This is a genomic window from Aeromicrobium sp. CTD01-1L150 (assembly GCF_041951745.1).
In the GTDB taxonomy this organism is placed as follows: domain Bacteria; phylum Actinomycetota; class Actinomycetes; order Propionibacteriales; family Nocardioidaceae; genus Aeromicrobium.
The window spans coordinates 1,216,786-1,235,306 of sequence record NZ_CP169555.1; the positions used below are offsets into that span (position 1 = coordinate 1,216,786).

An 18,521-nucleotide genomic window follows, 5' to 3' on the forward strand; every position below is an offset into this window, starting at 1 on the left:
CGGGAGGCGCCCTAGACTCGGGAAGGTGATCGACGTCGAGACCTTGGCCGGGCAGGTCCTGGAGGGCAAGCGCGCTGCGTACTCACGGGCCATCACCCTCGTGGAGTCAAGCCGCGCTGACCATCGCGCCCAGGCCAGAGAGCTGCTGGCCGAGCTCACGCCGCGCGCCGGGGGAGCGGTGCGCATCGGGATCTCAGGCGTGCCGGGGGTCGGCAAGTCGACGTTCATCGAGGCCCTCGGCGCATGGTTGGTCGAGCAGGGCAAGCGGGTCGGCGTCCTGGCCGTGGACCCCTCCAGCGTCCGGACCGGTGGCTCGGTGCTGGGCGACAAGACCCGTATGTCGTCCCTGGCCGTCAGCCCCCAGGCCTTCATCCGGCCCTCGCCGAGTGCCGGGACCCTCGGCGGCGTGGCCAGGGCGACGTCCCAGGCCATGACCGTGCTGGAGGCGGCCGGGCACGACGTGGTGCTGGTGGAGACCGTGGGTGTCGGTCAGTCCGAGATCACGGTGGCGGGGATGGTCGACACGTTCCTGTTCCTCACCATCGCCCGCACGGGTGATCAGCTGCAGGGCATCAAGAAGGGCATCCTGGAGATCGCTGACGTCATCTGTGTCAACAAGGCCGACGGTGAGTGGGCCCAGGAGGCCGAGGTCACCGCCAAGGAGCTGGCAGGGGCCCTGCGCCTGGTGTATGCCGGGACCAACGGCTGGGTCCCGCCGGTCGTCACCGCGTCAGCCCTGGAGCACACCGGGATCGATCGCGTCTGGAACCGCCTCATCCGGCACCGTGAGTTCATGGGCGCTCGGGGTCTGGCCGAGAAGCGCGCCAACCAGCAGCTGGAGTTCACCTGGGCCCTCGTCCGCGACGAGCTCGACCAGCGGTTGCGGACCGACGAGCAGGTCGCCGCCGTCCGGGCCGAGGTGCGCGAGGCCGTCCTCGCCGGAGCGATGCCTGCGGCGACAGCCGCCGATCGCATCCTGCAGGCGTACGACTCCCGGTCCTGAGGTCTCTCGACGGCACAGGCAGGGAACCCAGAAGAACTAGTTCGACTAGTTCCAAAGAACTAGTCCTTCGGGTATTCTCGTGTCACACCGCACGACAGAGGCTGGCCATCTCGGGGGGATGGCCCACCGTGTGCGTGGTGCCGGGGCCGGTCATCTCGGGGGGATGGCTGGCCCCGACGCATGTCTGTACCGTTCGCCGCCCCCAGCGCGTACGCCCCCACGCGCTGCGCTCGTGGGAGGCCCCCCCGCTGCGCTCCGTGCTGGGAGGTATCCGCGGGCCCGGCACACCCGTTCCCGGGCCGGGTGGTGTGGCCGGTGGTGGTGAGCTGGGGCTGGTGCCTCCCCCAGGCCGGGCGTGGACTGCTGGTGTCAGCGGGCGCGGAGCTCGTCGACGATCGCGGGGACGACCTCGTGCATGTCGCCCACGACGGCGTAGTGGGCCCGCGTCATCATCGGGGCCTCCGGGTCGGTGTTGATCGCGATGATGGTGCGTGAGGACGCGCACCCTGCCCAGTGCTGGATGGCTCCGCTGATGCCGCAGGCGATGTAGACGTCGGGCGCGATCCTGCTCCCGGTCTGGCCCACCTGCTCGTGGTGCGGCCGCCAGCCCAGGCTGGTGACCACGCGCGTCACCCCCACGGCGCCACCCAGCAGCTCGGCCAGCTCGCTCACCGCGCCGAAGCCGTCCGGGCCGCCGGCGCCGCGCCCCGCACCGACGACGACCTTCGCCGCCGTCAGGGCCTGCGACTCATCGGGTTCGGGTTCGCTCGTCCTCACCACCTGGGCCACCCGGTCGGCGTCGGACACCTTCGGCTCCCACGCGGTCCAGCTCGCCTCTGCAGCGTCGGGGAGGGGATCGGGCTGCCAGGCGTGCCCGGCCACCGTGAGCACGGCCGGGGACTCCCCGAGACGCATCTCCTCGACCGCCGAGCCACCGGCCACCTGACGGTGCGCCACCAGGGGGACGGTCCCGGAACCGGCGGTGTCCTGGGCCGCCAGAGCGACCACGTTGGCCGCCATGGGCACATCGAGGCTGGTGGCGAGGTGAGCCATCACCTCGTTGCCACGCGCCGTGCCGCCGGCCAGCACGACGTCGGCACCCAGATGCACGCGCAGATCGGCGAGTGCCGACGCCCAGGCGGCGCCACCGAAGGCCTCGACCTGGTCGCCGCCGAGATGATGGACCTGCGTCGCACCGTGGGCCGCCAGCGTTGCCCCCAGAGCCTGCGTGTCGCGCACCGGACCGACGACCGCCGCGACGAGGGCGGCCGTGGGGCCCAGGGACCTGGCGGCAGCGAGTGCCTCCAAGGAGACCTCGTCGGCCTCGCCGGAGACGGCGTCGACCTCGCACAGCACCACGATCATCGCAGGACCTCCAGTGAGCGCAGGGTCTCGACGACGGCCGGGGCCGCTTGCGGGCCCTCTCCCAGCAGCTCCGTGCTGCTGGGCGGAGGTGCAGGGACCTGCCAGCGGACCCGCCCGGAGCCGCGTGGCGCGACGCTTACCGGCTCTCGGACCTCCACCTCGACCTTCTTGGCCGCCATCCGACCCTTCAGCGTGGGGTAGCGCGGCGAGGTGCCGCCCTCCAGCACCGATGCCACGGCGGGCAGGGGGACCTCGTAGGTGTCCGTCCCGGCGGGGCCGTTGACCGTGGCCACGACGGTCCTGCCGTGCACCTCGAGCGTCGCGGCACCTGTGACGATGGGACGCACCAGCGCATGGGCCAACCGGATCGGCACCTGGAAGTCGCCGGTGTCCGCGGCGTCGTTGCCGGCGAGCACGAGGTCGTACGGCTCCCCGGCGCTCTCCGCGTCCGCCACGACGGCAGCCAGCTCGGCCGCCACGTCGGCGGGTCCGAGCATCAGGGGATCGGTCTCGACCAGGACCGCGCGGTGGGCTCCGAGGGCCAGGGCTGCGCGGATCTGGTCCATCGCTTCCGGTGGGCCGACGCTGACGACGGTCACGGATCCACCGTCGGACTCGGCCACCTGGATCGCCAGCTCGATCGCGCAGGCATCGTGGTCGCTCATGGTGTGTCCGGCGTACCGCCCGTCCAGACCTTGCTCGTCATCGGTCAGCACGACGTCGCCGGCAACGTCGACGACCCGCTTGACGGCCACGAGCACCCGGGTCATGAGCGCACCCGTTCGTTGTCGGGGTCGAAGGCCGCCGTGGCGTCGGCGCTGATCACGGTCACGGGGTACAGCTCGCTCATGTACGAGACCGCCAGCTCGGTACCGACCGCCGCCTGCTCCGGCGGGAGGTAGGACATCAACAGGTGCTGCCCGAGACTCGGTGCCGAGCCGGCCGTGGTGACGTAGGGGTGATGGCCGCCCGCGTCGGTCAACGTGCCGCCGTCACGGGTGAGTACCGGCTCGCCACCGAGCATGTACCGGCGAGCGCCGGAGGATGAGGTGTGGTCCTGGACGGCCAGCGTGCACATGACGCGCGCGGGCGCCTGCTCACGCTGGACCAGATAGGCCTCCCGACCGGTGAAGTCGGCCTCCTTGACCCGTGGGCGCTGCATGCCGGCCTCGACGATCGTGCGCTCGGCGTCCAGCTCGGCCCCGAAGGCGCGGTAACTCTTCTCCAGGCGTCCGGTGGTGCCATACACGCCGATGCCGACGGGGACGGCGCCGTGCGGCTCCCCGGCGTCGTGGAGCGCCTTCCACAGCGCCGCGCCCTGCTCCATCGAGACGTACAGCTCCCAGCCGAGCTCGCCGACGTAGGAGATGCGCGAGGCGTGCACGGAGAGCGAACCGACCTCGATGCCACGGCACCGGCCGAAGCCGAAGCCCTCGTGACTGATGTCGTCGTCGGTCAGGGCTCCCAGGATGTCGCGGGCGCGGGGACCCCACAGCCCGATCGTGGTGTACGCCGTGGTCTGGTCGACCACGGCGGCAGCCAGGCCGCGTGCGTGGTCCCTGAACCACTTGAGGTCGGCCATGCCGTGCGCGCCACCGGTGACCACACGGAAGTGGTCGTCGGCGAGCCGCATGACGGTCAGGTCCGAGACGAACCCGCCGCGGGCGTCCAGGACCGGCGTGTAGACGACGCGACCCACCGCCACGTCGGCCTGTGCCACCACCGTGCGCTGCACCGCGGCCAGGGCGTCGGGGCCGACGACGTCGAAGATCGCGAACGCCGAGAGGTCGACGATGCCGGCACGCTCGCGCATCGCCAGGTGCTCGGCGTTGATGATCGGGCTCCACCAGCGCGCGTCCCACTCGTGCTCGCGGTGCATGACGCGGTCGCCGTACTCGGCCAGCAGAGGTTCGTTGGACTCGTACCAGTGCGGCCGTTCCCAGCCGGCCGCCTCGAAGAACTGAGCCTTCTGCTCCTGCTGGTGCGGGTGCATGGGTGCCAGGCGCTTGTCCCGCTCGGACTCCCACTGCTCGAACGGGTGGACGATGCCGTACGTCTTGATGAAGCCCTCCGACGTCCGGGCCCGCACGTGCTCGCGGGTGCGTTGGTGGGGGTGGAAGCGCGACACGTCGCTGTGGTGCGTGTCGATCTGTGACCAGCCGTGGGTCATTTGCTCGGCGAGTGCGCGGCCGACGCCCGGACCTTCCTTGATCCAGACCGCGGCGGCCGACCACAGTCCGCGCACCTCGGGAGTCTCGCCGAGGATCGGCGACCCGTCAGGGGTCAGGGACAGCAGCCCGTTGATCGCGTAGCGGATCTCGGCCCCGTCGGCACCCAGTGCGTCGGGCATCAGCTCCAGAGCGGTCTCGAGCTGAGGATCGAAGTCGTCGTCGGTGAACGGCAGCTCGGTGGGACTGAGCCTGGCCTGGTCGATGGAGGGGATCTCGTCCGGTTCGTGCAGGATCGCCCGGTGGGCGTAGGAGCCGACCTCCATGTCGGCGCCGTGCTGACGCTCGTAGCAGAGCGCGTCCATGTCGCGCACGATCGGGAAGGTGATCTCGCCGTCGGTCCCAGCGAGCTGGGGGATGGGACCGACGCTGATCATCTGGTGGACGGCGGGAGTGAGTGGGATCGCCGCGCCCGCCATGGCCGCGATGCGCGGGCTCCACACGCCGCAGGCCACGACGATCCGCTCGCAGGCGACGTCACCACGGTCCGTGCGCACTCCGGCGACTGCTCCGCCGGCGACGTCGATGCCCAGCACCTCGGTGTTGGGTGAGACGGTGAGTGCTCCGCTCTCGACGGCACGCTCGCGCATCAGCGTCCCTGCGCGCAGCGAGTCGACCACGCCGACCGACGGTGTCCAGAAGGCGCCGAGCAGGCCCTCGGTCTCCAGGAACGGCACCTTCTCCTTGACCTGCTCGGGCGTGACCAGCTCGGCCTCGATGCCCCAGGCGCGGGCGCTGGACATCCGCCGCCGCAGTTCCTCCATGCGCTCCTCGGTGCGGGCGATCTCAAAGCCACCGGATCGCGTGAAGACACCGAGCTCGGTGTACTGACGGACCGAGTCGAGCGTCAGGTCCGTGATCTCGCGCGAGTGGTCGACGGGGAAGATGAAGTTGGACGCGTGGCCCGTCGACCCTCCGGGGTTGGGTAGCGGGCCCTTGTCGATCTGCACGATGTCTCGCCACCCGAGGCGGGCGAGATGGTGCACGAGGCTGTTGCCGACGATGCCGGCTCCCACCACGACGACCTGGGCTGACTCTGGCAGTGCCATGGCGACCTCCAACCACTGGGAAGCGTCCCGCAATTGTTGCGTGATGCGCATTCTGTCGCGTCATGCGATACAGAACCACTCTCCGGTGTGGACCGGGGTCGTGTCAATGGATCGGCGCACGAACCTCGTGCCGATCAGCGCGCCGGGAGGTGCTGGCGCTTCAGGAGCCTCGCTCTACCCACCCGAGCGCCGTGGAGACCTCGTCGGCGGCGGCGACGAGGAGGGTCGCGACACCGGCGCGTGACTCGGCGTCGAGACGAAAGCTGGATCCGGTCACGCTGAGGGCGGCCGCGACCTCGCCGTGGGCGTCGCGCACCGGGGCGGACAGGGCTGTCATCCCTTCCTCCAGCTCGTCAACGGCCACCGCATGGCCGTTCCGGCGCACGTCGGCCAGCTCGCGGTGCAGTGTGCGCCGACGGGTGATGGTGCGCTCGGTGTAGGGGGGCAGGTCCGGGAGCAGCTCGTCCACCTCGTCGGGATCGAGGGCCGCAGCGAGCACCTTGCCGTTGCTGGTGGCGTGCAAGGGGATGCGCCGGCCCACCCAGTTGTGAGGTTGCAGCGTCGCGGCGCCGGCGATCTGGTCCAGGTACAGCGCCGAGTCGTCGACGAGCACGGCGATGTTGACCGTCTCGCCGGTGTCGGCCGCCAGCTGCTTGCTGATGGGGCGGGAGGCTTGCACGAGGTCGATCCGCGCGGCCGTGGTGCCGGCCATCCGGATCAGGCCGACGCCGAGCTGGTACTTGCCGCGATCGTCGGTCTGCTCGACCACGCCTCGGGCCTCCAGCGTCCCGATGAGGCGGAATGCGGTGCTCTTGTGCACGCCGAGCTCGTCGGCCACCGACGTCACGCCGGCCTCTCCCTCTCGGGCGAGGATCTCCAGTATCGTGATCGCACGGTCGACCGACTGCACGACGCCCACGTCGCGACCTTGTCTGGTTTCGGTGTTGATGGTGGAGGTCATGGTGGAACGCTACCAGCAGCCGTTGCGTATGACAGTTTTCGTTCGCGCACTGCGCAACTCGTGACCAGTGTTGGAAGGCCCGGCACCCCCGCGGTGCTGGTCGGCCGCCCGGGGCCCGGCACCCCCGCGGTGCTGGTCGGCCGCCCGGGGCCCGGCACCCCCGCCGGGGTGGTCACGAGAGCCCGCTCACCCGTCCGTCGTCGTCGATCGTCATCGTGGCGCTGGCCGGCTGGCGGGGCAGGCCCGGCATCGTCATGACGTCGCCGGTGATCAGCACGACGAACCCAGCCCCGGCCCGAAGGCGCACCTCGCGAACGTCGACGACGTGGTCCTCAGGCGCCCCGAGACGGCTGGGGTTCGTGGAGAAGGAGTACGGCGTCTTGGCAAAGCACACCGGAAGGTGGCCGTACCCGTCAGCGGAGATCTGCTGCAGCTGGCGGCGCGCCGTCGCACTCCACGTCACCTCCGACGCCCGGTAGACGCGCCGGGCGACCGCCTCGGCCTTGGTGACGATGTCCGCGTCCTGGGGGTAGCAGTAGGACACCTCGTCCTCACTCTCGTACAGCAGACGCTGGACCGCATGAGCAAGATCCGTCGCACCGGCGCCGCCGTGAGGAACATGGGTGGCCTCCACGGCCTCGGCGCCCTCGGCGGCGGTGATCTCACGGACCACGGCGATCTCCGCATCGGTGTCCTGCGGAAACCTGTTGATCGCCACGACCGCCGGGACGCCGAAGACGTCCCGGAGATTCTGCAGGTGACGACGCAGGTTCGCCGCCCCGGCTCGCACGGCACCGGTGTCCTCGGCCTGTAGGTCGGCCAGCGCCACGCCACCGTGGTACTTCAAGGCGCGGACCGTGGCCACGACGACGGCTGCGCTCGGCAGCAGCCCCGCGAGCCGGCACTTGAGGTCGATGAACTTCTCCGCCCCGAGATCCGCCCCGAACCCGGCCTCGGTGACCACGACGTCCGACGTCGCCAGCGCCGTGCGCGTCGCGAGCACGGAGCTGCAGCCGTGCGCGATGTTGGCGAACGGCCCACCGTGGACGAAGACGGGGGAGTGCTCCAACGTCTGCACCAGGTTCGGCTGGAGCGCCTCGGCGAGCAGGATGGTCATCGCCTCGTGGGCCTGCAGGTCCGCTGCAGTGACCGGCCGACGGTCCCGGGTGTGGGCCACGACGATCCTGCCGATCCGCTCCTTGAGGTCCGTCAGCGACGTGGCCAGGCAGAAGATCGCCATCAGCTCGCTCGCGACGACGATGTCCCAGCCCTCCTCGCGGGGAACGCCGTTGGACGGCCCGCCGAGCCCGACGACGACATCGCGCAGGGCCCGGTCGTTCACGTCGAGCACCCGCTTCCACGAGATCCGGCGCGGATCGATGTCCAGGGCGTTGCCCTGGTGCACGTGGTTGTCGATGAGAGCGGAGAGCAGGTTGTTGGCGGCCGCGATCGCCGCGAAGTCCCCGGTGAAGTGCAGGTTGATGTCGACCATCGGCACCACCTGGGACCACCCGCCGCCGGCCGCGCCGCCCTTCATCCCGAACACCGGCCCCATGCTCGGCTCCCGCAGGGCCGCGGTGGCCCGAACCCCCAGGTGGCGCAGGCCGTCGGTGAGCCCGACCGTCGTGGTGGTCTTGCCCTCCCCGGCGGGCGTCGGGGAGATCCCGGTGACGAGCACGAGACGGCCCTGGGGTGCGGTCTCGAGCCGTCGGAGCCAGGTCCGGTCGATCTTGGCGACGTGGCGGCCGTGCGGAACGAGCGCCTCCTCGGGAAGTCCGAGCATCTGCTCGGCGACCCGGCTGATGGGCCACGGCGTCACCGATCCGGCGATGGTGGCGTCAGTCGGCAACGGGGCATCGGGTGGCACGTCCTCCGGCCCGGTGCCGGGTGCGGTGCGGGCGGTGTCGATGGTCATCGTGGCGTTCTCCCTCCGTAGCCTCTCGGGGCCGCGCTCATACGGCGGCGTCCAGACCGCGCGAGCGCAGGAGCTCACGCTGGTTCGGGTTGACCGACGGTCGGAACGGCATCTCCACCACCCGCGCGGGCACCGGCACTCCGGGATCGTGGGCGTACTCGTCGGGCAGGTACACCCACAAGGGCGTCCCGATGGCGCTGTCAGCGATCGGCACGTGCGCCATCGCGATGTTGCCCTCGAGCTCGGGGGAGTACCAGGGTGACGTCACGTATCCCACGGGCTCGTCCTCCGGGTTGTTGGAGACCAGCCAGAAGTCCGGGGCGTAGTCATCGATCGGCCTCCCGCCGAGGCGAAGGCCGACCAGCGTGTGCGTGTACGGCGGTGCGCCCGCCTCGAGGGCGGCACGGGCCTGCTCCAGCGCCGCCTTTCCGATGTAGTCGGTCGTCTTGCTGCGTGGCACCTGGTAGCCGAGATTCACCTGGAACGGCAGGGTCTCCTGGTCCATGTCCTGGCCCCAGGAGAGGATCCCCGCTGCGATGCGGCGGTGGTGGGCCGGGGCGATGACCGCCAGCTGGTGCGGTCGGCCCGCCTCGAGCACCGCCGACCAGAGCGTCTCGGCGTGCAGGGAGGCGTCGCGCAGATAGATCTCATAGCCCTTCTCCCCGGAGAACCCGGTCTGGGACACGATGACCTCGCACCCGGCGACCGTCCCGGCGTACAGCCCGTAGGACGGGATGTCGGTGATCTGGGGTCCGAAGAGATCGATCATCAGGTCGACGGACTTGGGCCCCTGGATCTGCACGGGTGCGACGTCGATCTCGTTGATGTCGACGTCGAAGCGACGGCCGATGTTGACGCCCTGGAGCCAGAACATCAGGTCGGAGTCGGACAGGCTGAACCAGTACTCGTCCTCGGTGATGCGCAGCAGGACCGGGTCGTTGAGGATGCCACCGGACTCGTTGCACAAGATGACGTACCGCGCTCGCATCGGCGGGATCTTGGTGGCGTCACGGGTGATGACGAAGTCGACGAACGCCGCGGCGTCGGGACCCTTGACCTGGATCTGGCGCTCGACCGCGACGTTCCACATCGTCACGTGGTTGACGAGTGAGTCGTACTCGACCATCGCGCCACCGTCCTCGGGGCGGACGTACCCGCGGGGGTGGTACATGCGGTTGTAGACGGACGCGCGCCAGCAGCCGGCCTCCGCGGACAGGTGCCAGTACGGAGACTTGCGCACCCGCGTGTCGATGAGCATCTCGACGGGGGTGCGGCCGGACTGGCGCAGGTTGACGGGGACGAGGCGGTCGGACTGGTCGACCGACGGGACGTTGTGGCTCATGGGGTGCTCCTTGGTGTTGCTGGTCTGGCTGGTGGGTGACCTCGGGGGTGTGGGGTTCTCGTACGCGGCGGGGTCGCGGCGGTTCAGGGGGCGGGACCTCGGCTCTGCTGGATGCGGTCCATCAGGTCGGTGCGCCAGGCCTCGGCCTCGGCCACCTGGTTGAAGGTGAAGACGTGCAGCCCGACGACGCGCGAGGTCTCCAGCGCGAGCGTCGGGCCGAGGTGCCGCAGGAAGGAGTCGCTGGAGAAACCGTCGGGCCTCAGCAGTCTGGCGACGGCGCGCGGGTGCTTGGCCAGAAACCGCGTGGAGTCGCCGACACCGATCCGCGAGGCCACACCGAGCAGGCGTGTCGTGCTGACCGGCCCGGGCAGGCCCAGCCACAGCGGCAGTGTCACGCCGCGGCCCCGCACCCGGGTCAGCCAGGTCTGGACGATCTGGGGGTCGAAGGTCATGTTGCTGACCATCTCCGTGGCGTGCTCACGCTTGTCCCACATCGCCTGGATCGTCATGTCGTCCGGAATCGTCGGGTGCGACTCCGGGTAGGCCGTGATGCCGACGGACCGGAATGGCCGTCCGAGATCGTCCAGGGCGTGCAGCATGCTGAAGGCGTCGGGATAGGCGCCGGCCTGCGCGGCGTCGCCGCTGGGGATGAAGACGCCGTCCACGCCCGCCGACCTCAGCCGTGCCACGATCTCGGCCAGCTCGGCCGAGTCGGCAACCATGCGGGCAGCGAGGTGGGGGACGGCATGGTGTCCGAGAGCCTGGAGCTGCTCGGCGAGCACCAGCGTGGCCTCCAGGCCTCGGGTGGGGGAGGCCGTCACGGTGACCGTGCGGCCCGGGGGAAGGTGCTGGGCGACGAGGTCGGCTGCGCCGTCGGCCGGAAGGACCTCGAAGCGGGGATCGGCGAGCAGCCGGGTCAGGGCATCCCTGGCCGAACGGCTCGCGGGCATGGCGCGCGGAGCGCGGAGCCGGTGTCCGGTGAGAAACTGCTGCATGTTGCGCATCGTGCATTCCATTTCGTGATACGCATCTGATGCTCGCCACCGTACGACGTCAGAGGCCCCCGGGGGTAGAGGGTGGGCCGAGATTTCTCCGGGCGTGTCTGAACCCGCTCGCGGATGGCTCACGGGGACGCGGGGCCTCGAGCCGAAACCACGGTGGTACTGCGCTCGGCGACATCGGGCCGGGCGGCCGGTCGATCAGGTGTCGGCGCGCTCGGAGAGGAGGTGCTCGACGCCGTCCAGGATGAGGTCGAGCGCATCGAGCATGTCCTGCTCGGAGTCCTGCGGCCCGCCCGTAGCGCGCCCGATGTGTGAGCCCCGGCACCCAACCTTTGCAGGATCGGGTGCCGGGGCTCACATATCGGGCGACGGGGTCGTTCTCAGTTGAGCGTCGAGGGGTCCGGGCCGACGCGTTCGTCGCGGTTGATGGAGCTGATCGCGGCGATCTCGTCGTCGCTCAGCGAGACGTCGGTGGCGCCGAAGTTGGACTCGATGCGCTCGGGCGTCACCGACTTGGGAAAGACGATGTTCCCCTGAGCCAGGTGCCAGGCCAGCACGACCTGACCAGGCGTGGCGTCGTGCGCGTCGGCAGCGTCCAGGACCGCCTGCTCATCCAGCACCGCACCCTGCGCGAGAGGGCTCCACGCCTCGGTGGCGATGTCGTGCTCAGCATGGAATGCCCGCAGCGCGTCCTGGGTGAGGGCGGGGTGCAGCTCGATCTGGTTGACCGACGGCACCGTGAGGCCCTCGTCGAGGAGCCGCTGCAGGTCCTGGACGCGGAAGTTTGACACACCGATGGAGCGCACACGACCGTCGGCCTTCAACTTCTCGAAGGCCTTCCACGTGTCGACGAAGAGATCCTTCTCCGGCGTCGGCCAGTGGATGAGGTACAGGTCGAGAACCTCGAGTCCGAGCCGGTCCATGCTGGCGTCGAAGGCGGCGAGCGTCGAGTCGTAGCCCTGGTTGGAGTTCCACAGCTTGGTGGTCACGAAGACGTCGTCCCGGTCCAACCCGGAAGCCGCCAGGGCCGCGCCGACACCTCCCTCGTTGCGGTAGATCTTGGCGGTGTCGAGATGTCGGTAGCCCACCTCGAGCGCCTTCTCGACCGCAGCCTGGGTCTCGGCGGGATCGATCTGGAACACGCCGAAACCGAGCTGCGGGATGGTGGTGCCGTCGTTGAGCGGGATGTCCTGAACAGTCATGAACCCGACAATAGTGCCCTGCGCAGCCCGGCTGTGGTGGTCGTCTCCAGGCTGCTCAGCCCTCGGCCCAGACCGGGTTCCAGCCGGTGACCTCGTCGGCCTGGCGCTCGGGGGGACCGGTGTAGATCGACGACGGACGGATGAGTCGGCCGGTCTTGTACTGCTCCAGGATGTGGGCGCTCCACCCGGCGGTGCGGGCGGAGGTGAACATTGCGGTGAACATGTTCGGCGGGACCTCGGCGAAGTCCAGCACGATCGCCGCCCAGAACTCGACGTTGGTCTCCAGCACTCGGTCGGGGCGGCGCTCGCGCAGCTCCTTGAGCGCAGCCTGCTCCAGTGCCTCGGCCACCTCGGCGCGCGGTGCGGCGAGCTCCTTGGCGGTACGGCGCAGGGTGCGGGCGCGGGGATCTTCGGCGCGGTAGACCCGGTGGCCGAAGCCCATGAGCCGTTCGCCGGAGTCGAGGAGCTGCTTGACGTAGCCCTCGGCGTCGCCGGACTTCTCCACCTGCTCGATCATGTGCAGCACGCGCGACGGTGCGCCACCGTGCAGCGGGCCGGACATGGCGCCCACGGCCCCCGACAACGCGGCAGCGACATCGGCACCGGTGGAGGCGATCACACGAGCCGTGAACGTCGAGGCGTTCATGCCGTGCTCGGCGGCCGAGACCAGGTAGGCATCGATGGCCTTGGCGTGGGCCGGGTTCACCTCGCCGCGCCAGCGGGTGAGCATCCGGCCGACGATGGTGGCCTGCTCGTCGATGATGGACTGGGGGACCATCGGCTGGCCCACCCCCCGGGCACCCTGGGCGACGTACGACAGGATCATCACGGCTGTGCGGGCGAGGTCCTCACGCACCTCGTCGGCGGTCGGGATGTCGTACAGCTGGCGCAGGCCCCAGGCCGGTGCGGTCAACGCGATGGCGCTCTGGACGTCTGCTCGGATGTCGCCGGAGTGCACAGGGATGGGGAACGGTTCGGCGGGCGGTAGCCCCGGCTCGTACTCGCCGTCGACCAGCAGGCCCCAGATCTTCTCGAACGGGACGCGCCCGACGAGGTCGTCGATGTCGACACCGCGGTAGCGCAGTGCCGATCCTTCCTTGTCGGGCTCAGCGATCTCGCTCTCGAACGCGACGACGCCCTCGAGCCCGTGGTGGATCTTCACGTTGTCAGGCATGGCTCGCATTCTGCACCGTCGGCCCTGCGTCCCGTTCAGCGCCTCACTACTCTGGGTCCATGGATCTCTCCGCGATGCGGGCCGAGTACGCCCGTGACGGACTGGAAGAGGTTGGTGCGGGCCTCGAGCCGATCGGGCTCTTCCGCAGCTGGTTCGACGATGCCGTGTCAGCGGGCCTCCACGAACCCAACGCCATGGCGCTCGCGTCGTCGACGCCTGACGGAGCACCCTCGGTACGCATCGTGCTGCTCAAGCACCTCGACGAGGACGGTGCCGTGTTCTTCACCAGCTACGAGTCGCGCAAGGGCGTCGAGATCCAGGCGAACCCACGTGTCGCGGCCGTGCTGCTGTGGCATCCGCTGCAACGGCAGGTCAGGGTCGAGGGTGCAGTGAGCAGGGTGAGCGCGAAGGAGTCCGACGCGTACTTCGCCAGCCGGCCCCTCGGGAGCCGCGTCAGCGCCGCCGCTTCGCCGCAGTCGAGCGTCGTGCCCGACCGGGACGACCTGGAGCAGCGGGTGGCGCGAGTGAGGGACCAGGCCGGCGCCGACGGGCCGGCGCGTCCACCGGAGTGGGGCGGCTACCGCATCGCCCTCGAGTCGGTGGAGTTCTGGCAAGGGCGGGAGAACCGTCTGCACGATCGGATCCGGTTCGTCCGTGTGGCCGACGAATGGCGACGCGAACGGCTGGCTCCTTAGGTGACCGGCCCCGTGAGCGAGACGTCCGCCTGCCCGTGTGCCGCAGGAGCAGCGTTCGGGGACTGCTGCCGTCCCCTGCACCAGCAGCAGCGTCGGGCGACGACTGCCGAGGAGCTGATGCGCTCCCGCTACGCCGCCTACGTCGTGCGCGACGACGACCACGTGTTCCGCACGTGGCACCCGCGCACGCGCCCGGCAGACGTCTCGACCTCGCCGGTGCTGCGATGGGAGGGCCTGGAGGTGGTCAGGACCGAGGCCGGGGGAGCGGACGACGATGCTGGCCTCGTGGAGTTCCGGGCCAGGTGGTCGACGCCGTCGGAGACCGGCGTGCTGCAGGAGGTGAGCCGCTTCGAGCGCCGTGCGGGCCGCTGGTTCTACGTCGACGGCGACGAGGTCACCTGATCCGGTCAGGACAGGGTCCGGGGCGCCTCAGGCCTGGGCGACCTCGATCCAGACCTGCTCGGACCGTCCGACCAGCTCGCCACCGGGGGTGTGGAGGGCGGTGGCGGTCCGGAACTTGCGGCCGTCGTGCTCCAGAAGTGTTCCGGTGGCGGCGAGAGGTTCGCCGATGCGCGGGTGGCGCAGGAGCTCTCCGGTCATCCGGCCGAGCAGCATGAGCTGGGCGGTGAAGTCGGCTGCCCAGCCGCCGGGACAGTCCAGTGCGGCCCAGGCGATGCTCGTCGACACGGTGCCGTCGCCGGCGTCGAAGGCCGGGTGCGGTGTCCAGGGCCCGACAGTGCGTACCTCATCGACCGGACCGGTGAAGATGCGCAGCCCATCCCCCTCGTCGCGGGACGTTCCGCACGTGAAGCAGCGGTCGAAGGGGTGGTGGTCGAACCCGACGTATGCGGCGAGTCCGTCCGCCACCTCATCCGGCGTCGGGGCCGGCGGAGGATCGGCGACGAACGAGCCGGCCGACACGTCGCCGACGACCGCGCCACCGGCGGTGACCAGGCTCAGTGTCTCCTCATGACGTTCCCAGGTCAGTGCCGAATCGAGGGGCGGCGGCTGCCGCAGGGTGGAGGTGGCGACGCGCGCACCGTGCTCGCCGGCGAGCAGCCCGCACACATATCCCCCGTTGCCGGAGGTGGCCGGACCGTTGAACTGCGCCGCGATCATCACCATGGCGACACGCTATCGGGACCCGAGGGGACGGTCTCTCGTCAGGGGTGGGCGGCGTTCCGGCGAAGGAACTCACGCCCTGTCCGGGCAGGACTCGACGGCCACCCGCAGGGCGGGATGGCGGTGCAACCGGAAGTCGGCGCGAAAGCACATCACCGACGTCGCCATGCGCACCATCCTGAGGGATCGACGAGAAGTCTTCCCGCCATGGAACAATGACTGCGTGAGCGATCTCATCGACACCACCGAGATGTATCTGCGGACCGTCTACGAGCTGGAGGAGGAGGGCATCGTCCCGCTGCGCGCGCGGATTGCCGAGCGCCTCCACCAGAGCGGTCCCACGGTCAGCCAGACCGTGGCCCGCATGGAGCGCGACGGACTGCTGACCGTGGAGGGAGATCGTCACCTCGAGCTTTCCGACAAGGGTCGCCAGCTGGCCACGCGCGTCATGCGCAAGCACCGGCTGGCCGAGCGACTGCTCACCGACGTCATCGGGCTGGAGATCGAGTTCGTCCACGAGGAGGCGTGCCGCTGGGAGCACGTCATGTCCGAGCAGGTGGAGCGCCGGCTCGTGAACCTCCTGGAGCACCCCACCGAGTCGCCGTACGGCAACCCGATCCCCGGGCTCGCCGAGCTCGGCGAGAACAGCATCGGTGAGGACGACCCGATCAGCTTCCTGGCCGGCCTGGAGTCGCTCACCGCAGCTGCTCGCGGCGGCGCCGAACCCCGCCGCCGCATCGTGCGTCGGATCGCCGAGGAGCTGCAGAAGGACACCGAGGTCATGTCCGTCCTGCGCCGGGTGGGCGCGCTGCCGGGCAACGACGTCCTCATCTCCAGCGGCCACGACGGTGTGGTGGTGGCACGCCAGGGCGAGACCGCCGAGGTCGATGCTGACGCGGCAGCCCACATCTTCGTCTCTGAGTGAGGTCGGCGCGACGCCCAGCCCCCGGGCAGGGACGGCGCGCCGACCCGTGTGCCTTCTCGGTGGATGAACGGCGGTACCGCCGCGACGCGGACGATGCCGAGGTCGCCGCGCTCGATCATCGTGAGATCGCACCGCTGGATCGGCCAGCCTGGGTCTGACGATGGAGACGTCCTCTCGGTGGGTGCGGCCTCTTGCCACAGGGGCGCCGCCGGTGACGGTTCGACGCAGGTCTCGCCGTGGGTGGGTGCGGTTTGGCATGCTAGGGCTCATGAGCCTGTGGGACCGGCTGAAGGCATGGTTCGCGCGTACGGGCAGTGAGCTGTTGGGCTGGACCCTCATACCAGTGGGCATCGTCCTCATGCCGCTGCCCGGTCCTGGCACGCTCATCCTGGTCGGCGGGGTGGCGCTGTTGGCTCGGCACTACTCGTGGGCGCGCCGCATCCTCGATCCGCTCAAGGCCAAGGCCATCGAGGCGGCGATCTACGGGGTGGCGACCATTCCACGCATCCTGCTCAGCGTCGCTGGCGGAGTGTGGCTCCTCGGGCTCGGCATCGTCTGGGGGGTCGGCCCCACCATCCCGGAGTTCGAGGTGCTGAACGTCGGGTTCGGGCCCGAGCTCCCGGCACAGGGCTGGGTCACGGGGGCCGGGCTCATCGCGTCGGCGATCGTCGCCTGGGGGCTCATCGCCTACAGCGTGCGACGTTGGCGCATCGTGGACGAGGTCCCGCGGGTGGCGGAGCCCACGGGCTGAGCGTTCGACAGGGAGGTTGCGGCGCGTACCGGCGTTTCGGGCACACTGGGCCCCATGTCGCGCGTCGCCCTCGCACTGGTCGCCGGTTGTCTGGTGCTCGCAGCGTGCACCGGCCCGCAGACGCCACCTGAGGAACCGACGACACCCCCGGCCGCCGAGGTCTGTTCCGGCCAGTCCCAACAGGAGCTCATCGTGGGCGGGCAGCCCCGTTCACACCTGGTGAGCGCCCCCGATGAGTGGGACGGGGAGTCGCAGCTGCCGGTCGTGTACTTCTTCCACGGCCTCGGAGGCCAGGCCGACACCGCCCTGGCCTACACCGGCCTCGCCGAGCGTGTTGACGAGCTGGGCTTCGTCGTGATCGCGCCGCAAGCGATCCACACGGGCTCACGTTGGGACTACCGCACCGCCGTGGACGAGCAAGGATCCGACCTGGCGTACATCCATGAGCTCATGGACACGATGTCCGAGACGGACTGCATCGACGCCGATCGGCAGTACGTCACCGGCCTCTCGAACGGCTCCGCACTGGCCTTCGCGATGGCGTGCTCGGGCGAGTTCCCGGCCCAGGCGTACGGCGGCGTCGCGGCGTCGCTCTACGACCCGGAGTGTGACAGCGCGCCGCCGGCCTCGATCGTGTACTTCCACGGGACCGCTGACCTGGTCGTGCCGTTCAACGGAGGGGACACCCCTCTGGAGCCGGTGGCCCCTGCCAGTCAGTCGTTGACCCGCTGGGCCGAGCACGCAGGCTGCGACGCGCAGGCGGACACCGAGGCGATCGGCGACGACGTGGAGCTGTTCCGGTGGCCGTCGTGCGGAGACCATCCGGTGCACGCCTACGTGATCGACGGCGGGGGTCACACGTGGCCGGGTGCGACGCCGTTCGATGGCCTGGGTGAGACCACCCAGACCGTCGACGCCTCTGACGTGATGCTGGAGTTCTTCGGCCTGACCGAGTGATCCCGACCGCACCCGACCCGTGGTAGACCGATTGGTCTATGCTGGACAGGTCGCGACGAAAGGGAACACCATGTCAGCGCTCTCGCCGGAGCAGATGGAGCACCTGAAGAGCCTCAGCGGTCTGGAGTTCCTCCGCACGGCCTTCGCCGCGCCGGACCGCCCGCCGTTCATCGGTGATCTCCTCGGTCTGCAGGTCGAGCGAATCGACGAGGGGGAGGTCTCCTTCTCCGTCCCCACGCGACAGGACTTCGCCAACCCGCTCGGTGTGCTCCATGGCGGCATCTGCGCGACCCTGCTGGACTCCGTCATGGGCTGTGCCGTCCACTCCACGCTCGAGGCCGGCGTCGGCTTCGGGACGCTCGAGCTCAAGGTCAACTACATCCGCACCGTGCCGATCAACGGAGAGCGTCTCGTCGGCACGGGGTCGACCATCCATGTCGGACGCCAGGTGGCCACTGCCGAGGGGCGCGTCGTCGACGAGAACGACCGGCTGGTCGCCCACGCCACGACGACCTGCATGATCCACCGCTGACGGCTCGGGGAGGTCGTACGCGAAAACGCCCCCTCGCAGTGAGGGGGCGTCGTCCGCGGTGGGCTGTGCGTGACAGCCCACCTCGTCCGTCTCAGAGAGCGCGGATGTTCGTGGCCTGCAGGCCCTTCTGGCCCTGCTCGACGTCGAACTCGACCTTCTGGTCGTCACTGAGGTTGCGATAGCCCTCTCCGACGATCTGGTTGAAGTGGGCGAAGAGATCCTCGCCGCCCTCGTCGGGGCTGATGAAGCCGTAGCCCTTGTCGGCGTTGAACCACTTCACGGTTCCTGTCGTCATGATG

The 18,521-nt window shown here is 70.0% G+C and carries 18 protein-coding genes; 7 read left to right on the top strand and 11 right to left on the bottom strand.

The features are described from left to right. The first annotated feature begins 25 nt into the window (after positions 1 to 25). Positions 26 to 1,003: a methylmalonyl Co-A mutase-associated GTPase MeaB gene (gene meaB / locus ACEVFP_RS05980; protein ID WP_375002729.1), complete on the top strand. Its 978-nt coding sequence runs from the start codon at positions 26 to 28 to the stop codon at positions 1,001 to 1,003. A 369-nt stretch (positions 1,004 to 1,372) separates the two neighbouring features. Here meaB and ACEVFP_RS05985 read toward each other — a convergent pair whose 3' ends face one another. From ACEVFP_RS05985 to ACEVFP_RS06025, 9 genes are all read right to left on the bottom strand, one after another. After that, on the bottom strand, positions 1,373 to 2,368 hold the full coding sequence (locus ACEVFP_RS05985) for an electron transfer flavoprotein subunit alpha/FixB family protein (protein ID WP_375002730.1): 996 nt from the start codon (positions 2,366 to 2,368) through the stop codon (positions 1,373 to 1,375). After that, the gene (locus ACEVFP_RS05990; RefSeq protein WP_375002731.1) at positions 2,365 to 3,138 is read right to left on the bottom strand and encodes an electron transfer flavoprotein subunit beta/FixA family protein; all 774 of its coding nucleotides are present in this window, start codon (positions 3,136 to 3,138) and stop codon (positions 2,365 to 2,367) included. Before ACEVFP_RS05990 ends, ACEVFP_RS05985 begins: the two co-directional genes overlap by 4 nt. Next, on the bottom strand, positions 3,135 to 5,645 hold the full coding sequence (locus ACEVFP_RS05995; protein ID WP_375002732.1) for an FAD-dependent oxidoreductase: 2,511 nt from the start codon (positions 5,643 to 5,645) through the stop codon (positions 3,135 to 3,137). The genes ACEVFP_RS05990 and ACEVFP_RS05995 overlap by 4 nt, the downstream gene beginning before the upstream one ends. 160 nt (positions 5,646 to 5,805) lie before the next feature. Then, a complete protein-coding gene (locus ACEVFP_RS06000) occupies positions 5,806 to 6,606 on the bottom strand; it encodes an IclR family transcriptional regulator (protein WP_375002733.1) in 801 nt (266 codons plus the stop codon). Between the two features lie 172 nt (positions 6,607 to 6,778). After that, complete coding sequence (locus tag ACEVFP_RS06005) at positions 6,779 to 8,455, bottom strand: formate--tetrahydrofolate ligase (RefSeq protein ID WP_375003773.1); 1,677 nt, start codon at positions 8,453 to 8,455, stop codon at positions 6,779 to 6,781. 103 nt (positions 8,456 to 8,558) lie between these two features. Beyond that, positions 8,559 to 9,863, bottom strand: coding sequence for a glycine cleavage T C-terminal barrel domain-containing protein (locus ACEVFP_RS06010; RefSeq protein WP_375002734.1), 1,305 nt, complete (start codon positions 9,861 to 9,863; stop codon positions 8,559 to 8,561). 83 nt (positions 9,864 to 9,946) lie between these two features. After that, positions 9,947 to 10,858 carry a methylenetetrahydrofolate reductase gene (locus ACEVFP_RS06015; protein WP_375002735.1) on the bottom strand — a complete coding sequence of 304 codons (912 nt, stop codon included), beginning with the start codon at positions 10,856 to 10,858 and terminating at the stop codon, positions 9,947 to 9,949. Positions 10,859 to 11,244: 386 nt separating this feature from the next. Then, the gene (locus ACEVFP_RS06020) at positions 11,245 to 12,066 is read right to left on the bottom strand and encodes an aldo/keto reductase (protein WP_375002736.1); all 822 of its coding nucleotides are present in this window, start codon (positions 12,064 to 12,066) and stop codon (positions 11,245 to 11,247) included. A 55-nt stretch (positions 12,067 to 12,121) separates the two neighbouring features. After that, on the bottom strand, positions 12,122 to 13,240 hold the full coding sequence (locus ACEVFP_RS06025; RefSeq protein ID WP_375002737.1) for a citrate synthase 2: 1,119 nt from the start codon (positions 13,238 to 13,240) through the stop codon (positions 12,122 to 12,124). 59 nt (positions 13,241 to 13,299) lie between these two features. On the opposite strand from ACEVFP_RS06025, the gene pdxH reads away from it, so the two are divergent. Both pdxH and ACEVFP_RS06035 read left to right on the top strand, forming a co-directional pair. Then, positions 13,300 to 13,935: a pyridoxamine 5'-phosphate oxidase gene (gene pdxH / locus ACEVFP_RS06030; protein WP_375002739.1), complete on the top strand. Its 636-nt coding sequence runs from the start codon at positions 13,300 to 13,302 to the stop codon at positions 13,933 to 13,935. 12 nt (positions 13,936 to 13,947) lie between these two features. Then, positions 13,948 to 14,337: a YchJ family protein gene (locus ACEVFP_RS06035; RefSeq protein WP_375002740.1), complete on the top strand. Its 390-nt coding sequence runs from the start codon at positions 13,948 to 13,950 to the stop codon at positions 14,335 to 14,337. 27 nt (positions 14,338 to 14,364) lie between these two features. Here the strand turns inward: ACEVFP_RS06035 and ACEVFP_RS06040 are convergent, their stop codons facing one another. Next, positions 14,365 to 15,060 carry a hypothetical protein gene (locus ACEVFP_RS06040; RefSeq protein ID WP_375002742.1) on the bottom strand — a complete coding sequence of 232 codons (696 nt, stop codon included), beginning with the start codon at positions 15,058 to 15,060 and terminating at the stop codon, positions 14,365 to 14,367. A 220-nt stretch (positions 15,061 to 15,280) separates the two neighbouring features. On the opposite strand from ACEVFP_RS06040, the gene ACEVFP_RS06045 reads away from it, so the two are divergent. The 4 genes from ACEVFP_RS06045 to ACEVFP_RS06060 all read left to right on the top strand — a co-directional run bounded on the left by ACEVFP_RS06045 (position 15,281) and on the right by ACEVFP_RS06060 (position 18,222). Continuing rightward, positions 15,281 to 15,982: a metal-dependent transcriptional regulator gene (locus tag ACEVFP_RS06045; RefSeq protein WP_375002743.1), complete on the top strand. Its 702-nt coding sequence runs from the start codon at positions 15,281 to 15,283 to the stop codon at positions 15,980 to 15,982. Between the two features lie 268 nt (positions 15,983 to 16,250). After that, positions 16,251 to 16,733 (top strand): PGPGW domain-containing protein, encoded by a 483-nt coding sequence (locus ACEVFP_RS06050; RefSeq protein WP_375002744.1) that lies wholly within the window; start codon positions 16,251 to 16,253, stop codon positions 16,731 to 16,733. A 54-nt stretch (positions 16,734 to 16,787) separates the two neighbouring features. Next, positions 16,788 to 17,690, top strand: a complete 903-nt coding sequence (locus ACEVFP_RS06055) for an alpha/beta hydrolase family esterase (RefSeq protein WP_375002745.1) — start codon at positions 16,788 to 16,790, stop codon at positions 17,688 to 17,690. A 70-nt stretch (positions 17,691 to 17,760) separates the two neighbouring features. Beyond that, on the top strand, positions 17,761 to 18,222 hold the full coding sequence (locus tag ACEVFP_RS06060; RefSeq protein WP_375002746.1) for a PaaI family thioesterase: 462 nt from the start codon (positions 17,761 to 17,763) through the stop codon (positions 18,220 to 18,222). Between the two features lie 91 nt (positions 18,223 to 18,313). Here the strand turns inward: ACEVFP_RS06060 and ACEVFP_RS06065 are convergent, their stop codons facing one another. Continuing rightward, positions 18,314 to 18,517: a cold-shock protein gene (locus tag ACEVFP_RS06065; protein ID WP_375002747.1), complete on the bottom strand. Its 204-nt coding sequence runs from the start codon at positions 18,515 to 18,517 to the stop codon at positions 18,314 to 18,316. Between the last annotated feature and the right edge of the window lie 4 nt (positions 18,518 to 18,521).

Bases quoted from the DNA above. Each gene is read 5' to 3' on its own strand.
- ACEVFP_RS05985 (WP_375002730.1), bottom strand. From the start codon at position 2,368: ATGATCGTGGTGCTGTGCGAGGTCGACGCCGTCTCCGGCGAGGCCGAC.
- ACEVFP_RS06065 (WP_375002747.1), bottom strand. From the start codon at position 18,517: ATGACGACAGGAACCGTGAAGTGGTTCAACGCCGACAAGGGCTACGGC.
- ACEVFP_RS06010 (WP_375002734.1), bottom strand. From the start codon at position 9,863: ATGAGCCACAACGTCCCGTCGGTCGACCAGTCCGACCGCCTCGTCCCC.
- ACEVFP_RS06055 (WP_375002745.1), top strand. From the start codon at position 16,788: ATGTCGCGCGTCGCCCTCGCACTGGTCGCCGGTTGTCTGGTGCTCGCA.
- ACEVFP_RS06025 (WP_375002737.1), bottom strand. From the start codon at position 13,240: ATGCCTGACAACGTGAAGATCCACCACGGGCTCGAGGGCGTCGTCGCG.
- ACEVFP_RS06020 (WP_375002736.1), bottom strand. From the start codon at position 12,066: ATGACTGTTCAGGACATCCCGCTCAACGACGGCACCACCATCCCGCAG.
- ACEVFP_RS05995 (WP_375002732.1), bottom strand. From the start codon at position 5,645: ATGGCACTGCCAGAGTCAGCCCAGGTCGTCGTGGTGGGAGCCGGCATC.
- ACEVFP_RS06060 (WP_375002746.1), top strand. From the start codon at position 17,761: ATGTCAGCGCTCTCGCCGGAGCAGATGGAGCACCTGAAGAGCCTCAGC.
- ACEVFP_RS05990 (WP_375002731.1), bottom strand. From the start codon at position 3,138: ATGACCCGGGTGCTCGTGGCCGTCAAGCGGGTCGTCGACGTTGCCGGC.
- ACEVFP_RS06015 (WP_375002735.1), bottom strand. From the start codon at position 10,858: ATGCAGCAGTTTCTCACCGGACACCGGCTCCGCGCTCCGCGCGCCATG.
- ACEVFP_RS06000 (WP_375002733.1), bottom strand. From the start codon at position 6,606: ATGACCTCCACCATCAACACCGAAACCAGACAAGGTCGCGACGTGGGC.
- ACEVFP_RS06050 (WP_375002744.1), top strand. From the start codon at position 16,251: ATGAGCCTGTGGGACCGGCTGAAGGCATGGTTCGCGCGTACGGGCAGT.
- ACEVFP_RS06040 (WP_375002742.1), bottom strand. From the start codon at position 15,060: ATGGTGATGATCGCGGCGCAGTTCAACGGTCCGGCCACCTCCGGCAAC.
- pdxH (WP_375002739.1), top strand. From the start codon at position 13,300: ATGGATCTCTCCGCGATGCGGGCCGAGTACGCCCGTGACGGACTGGAA.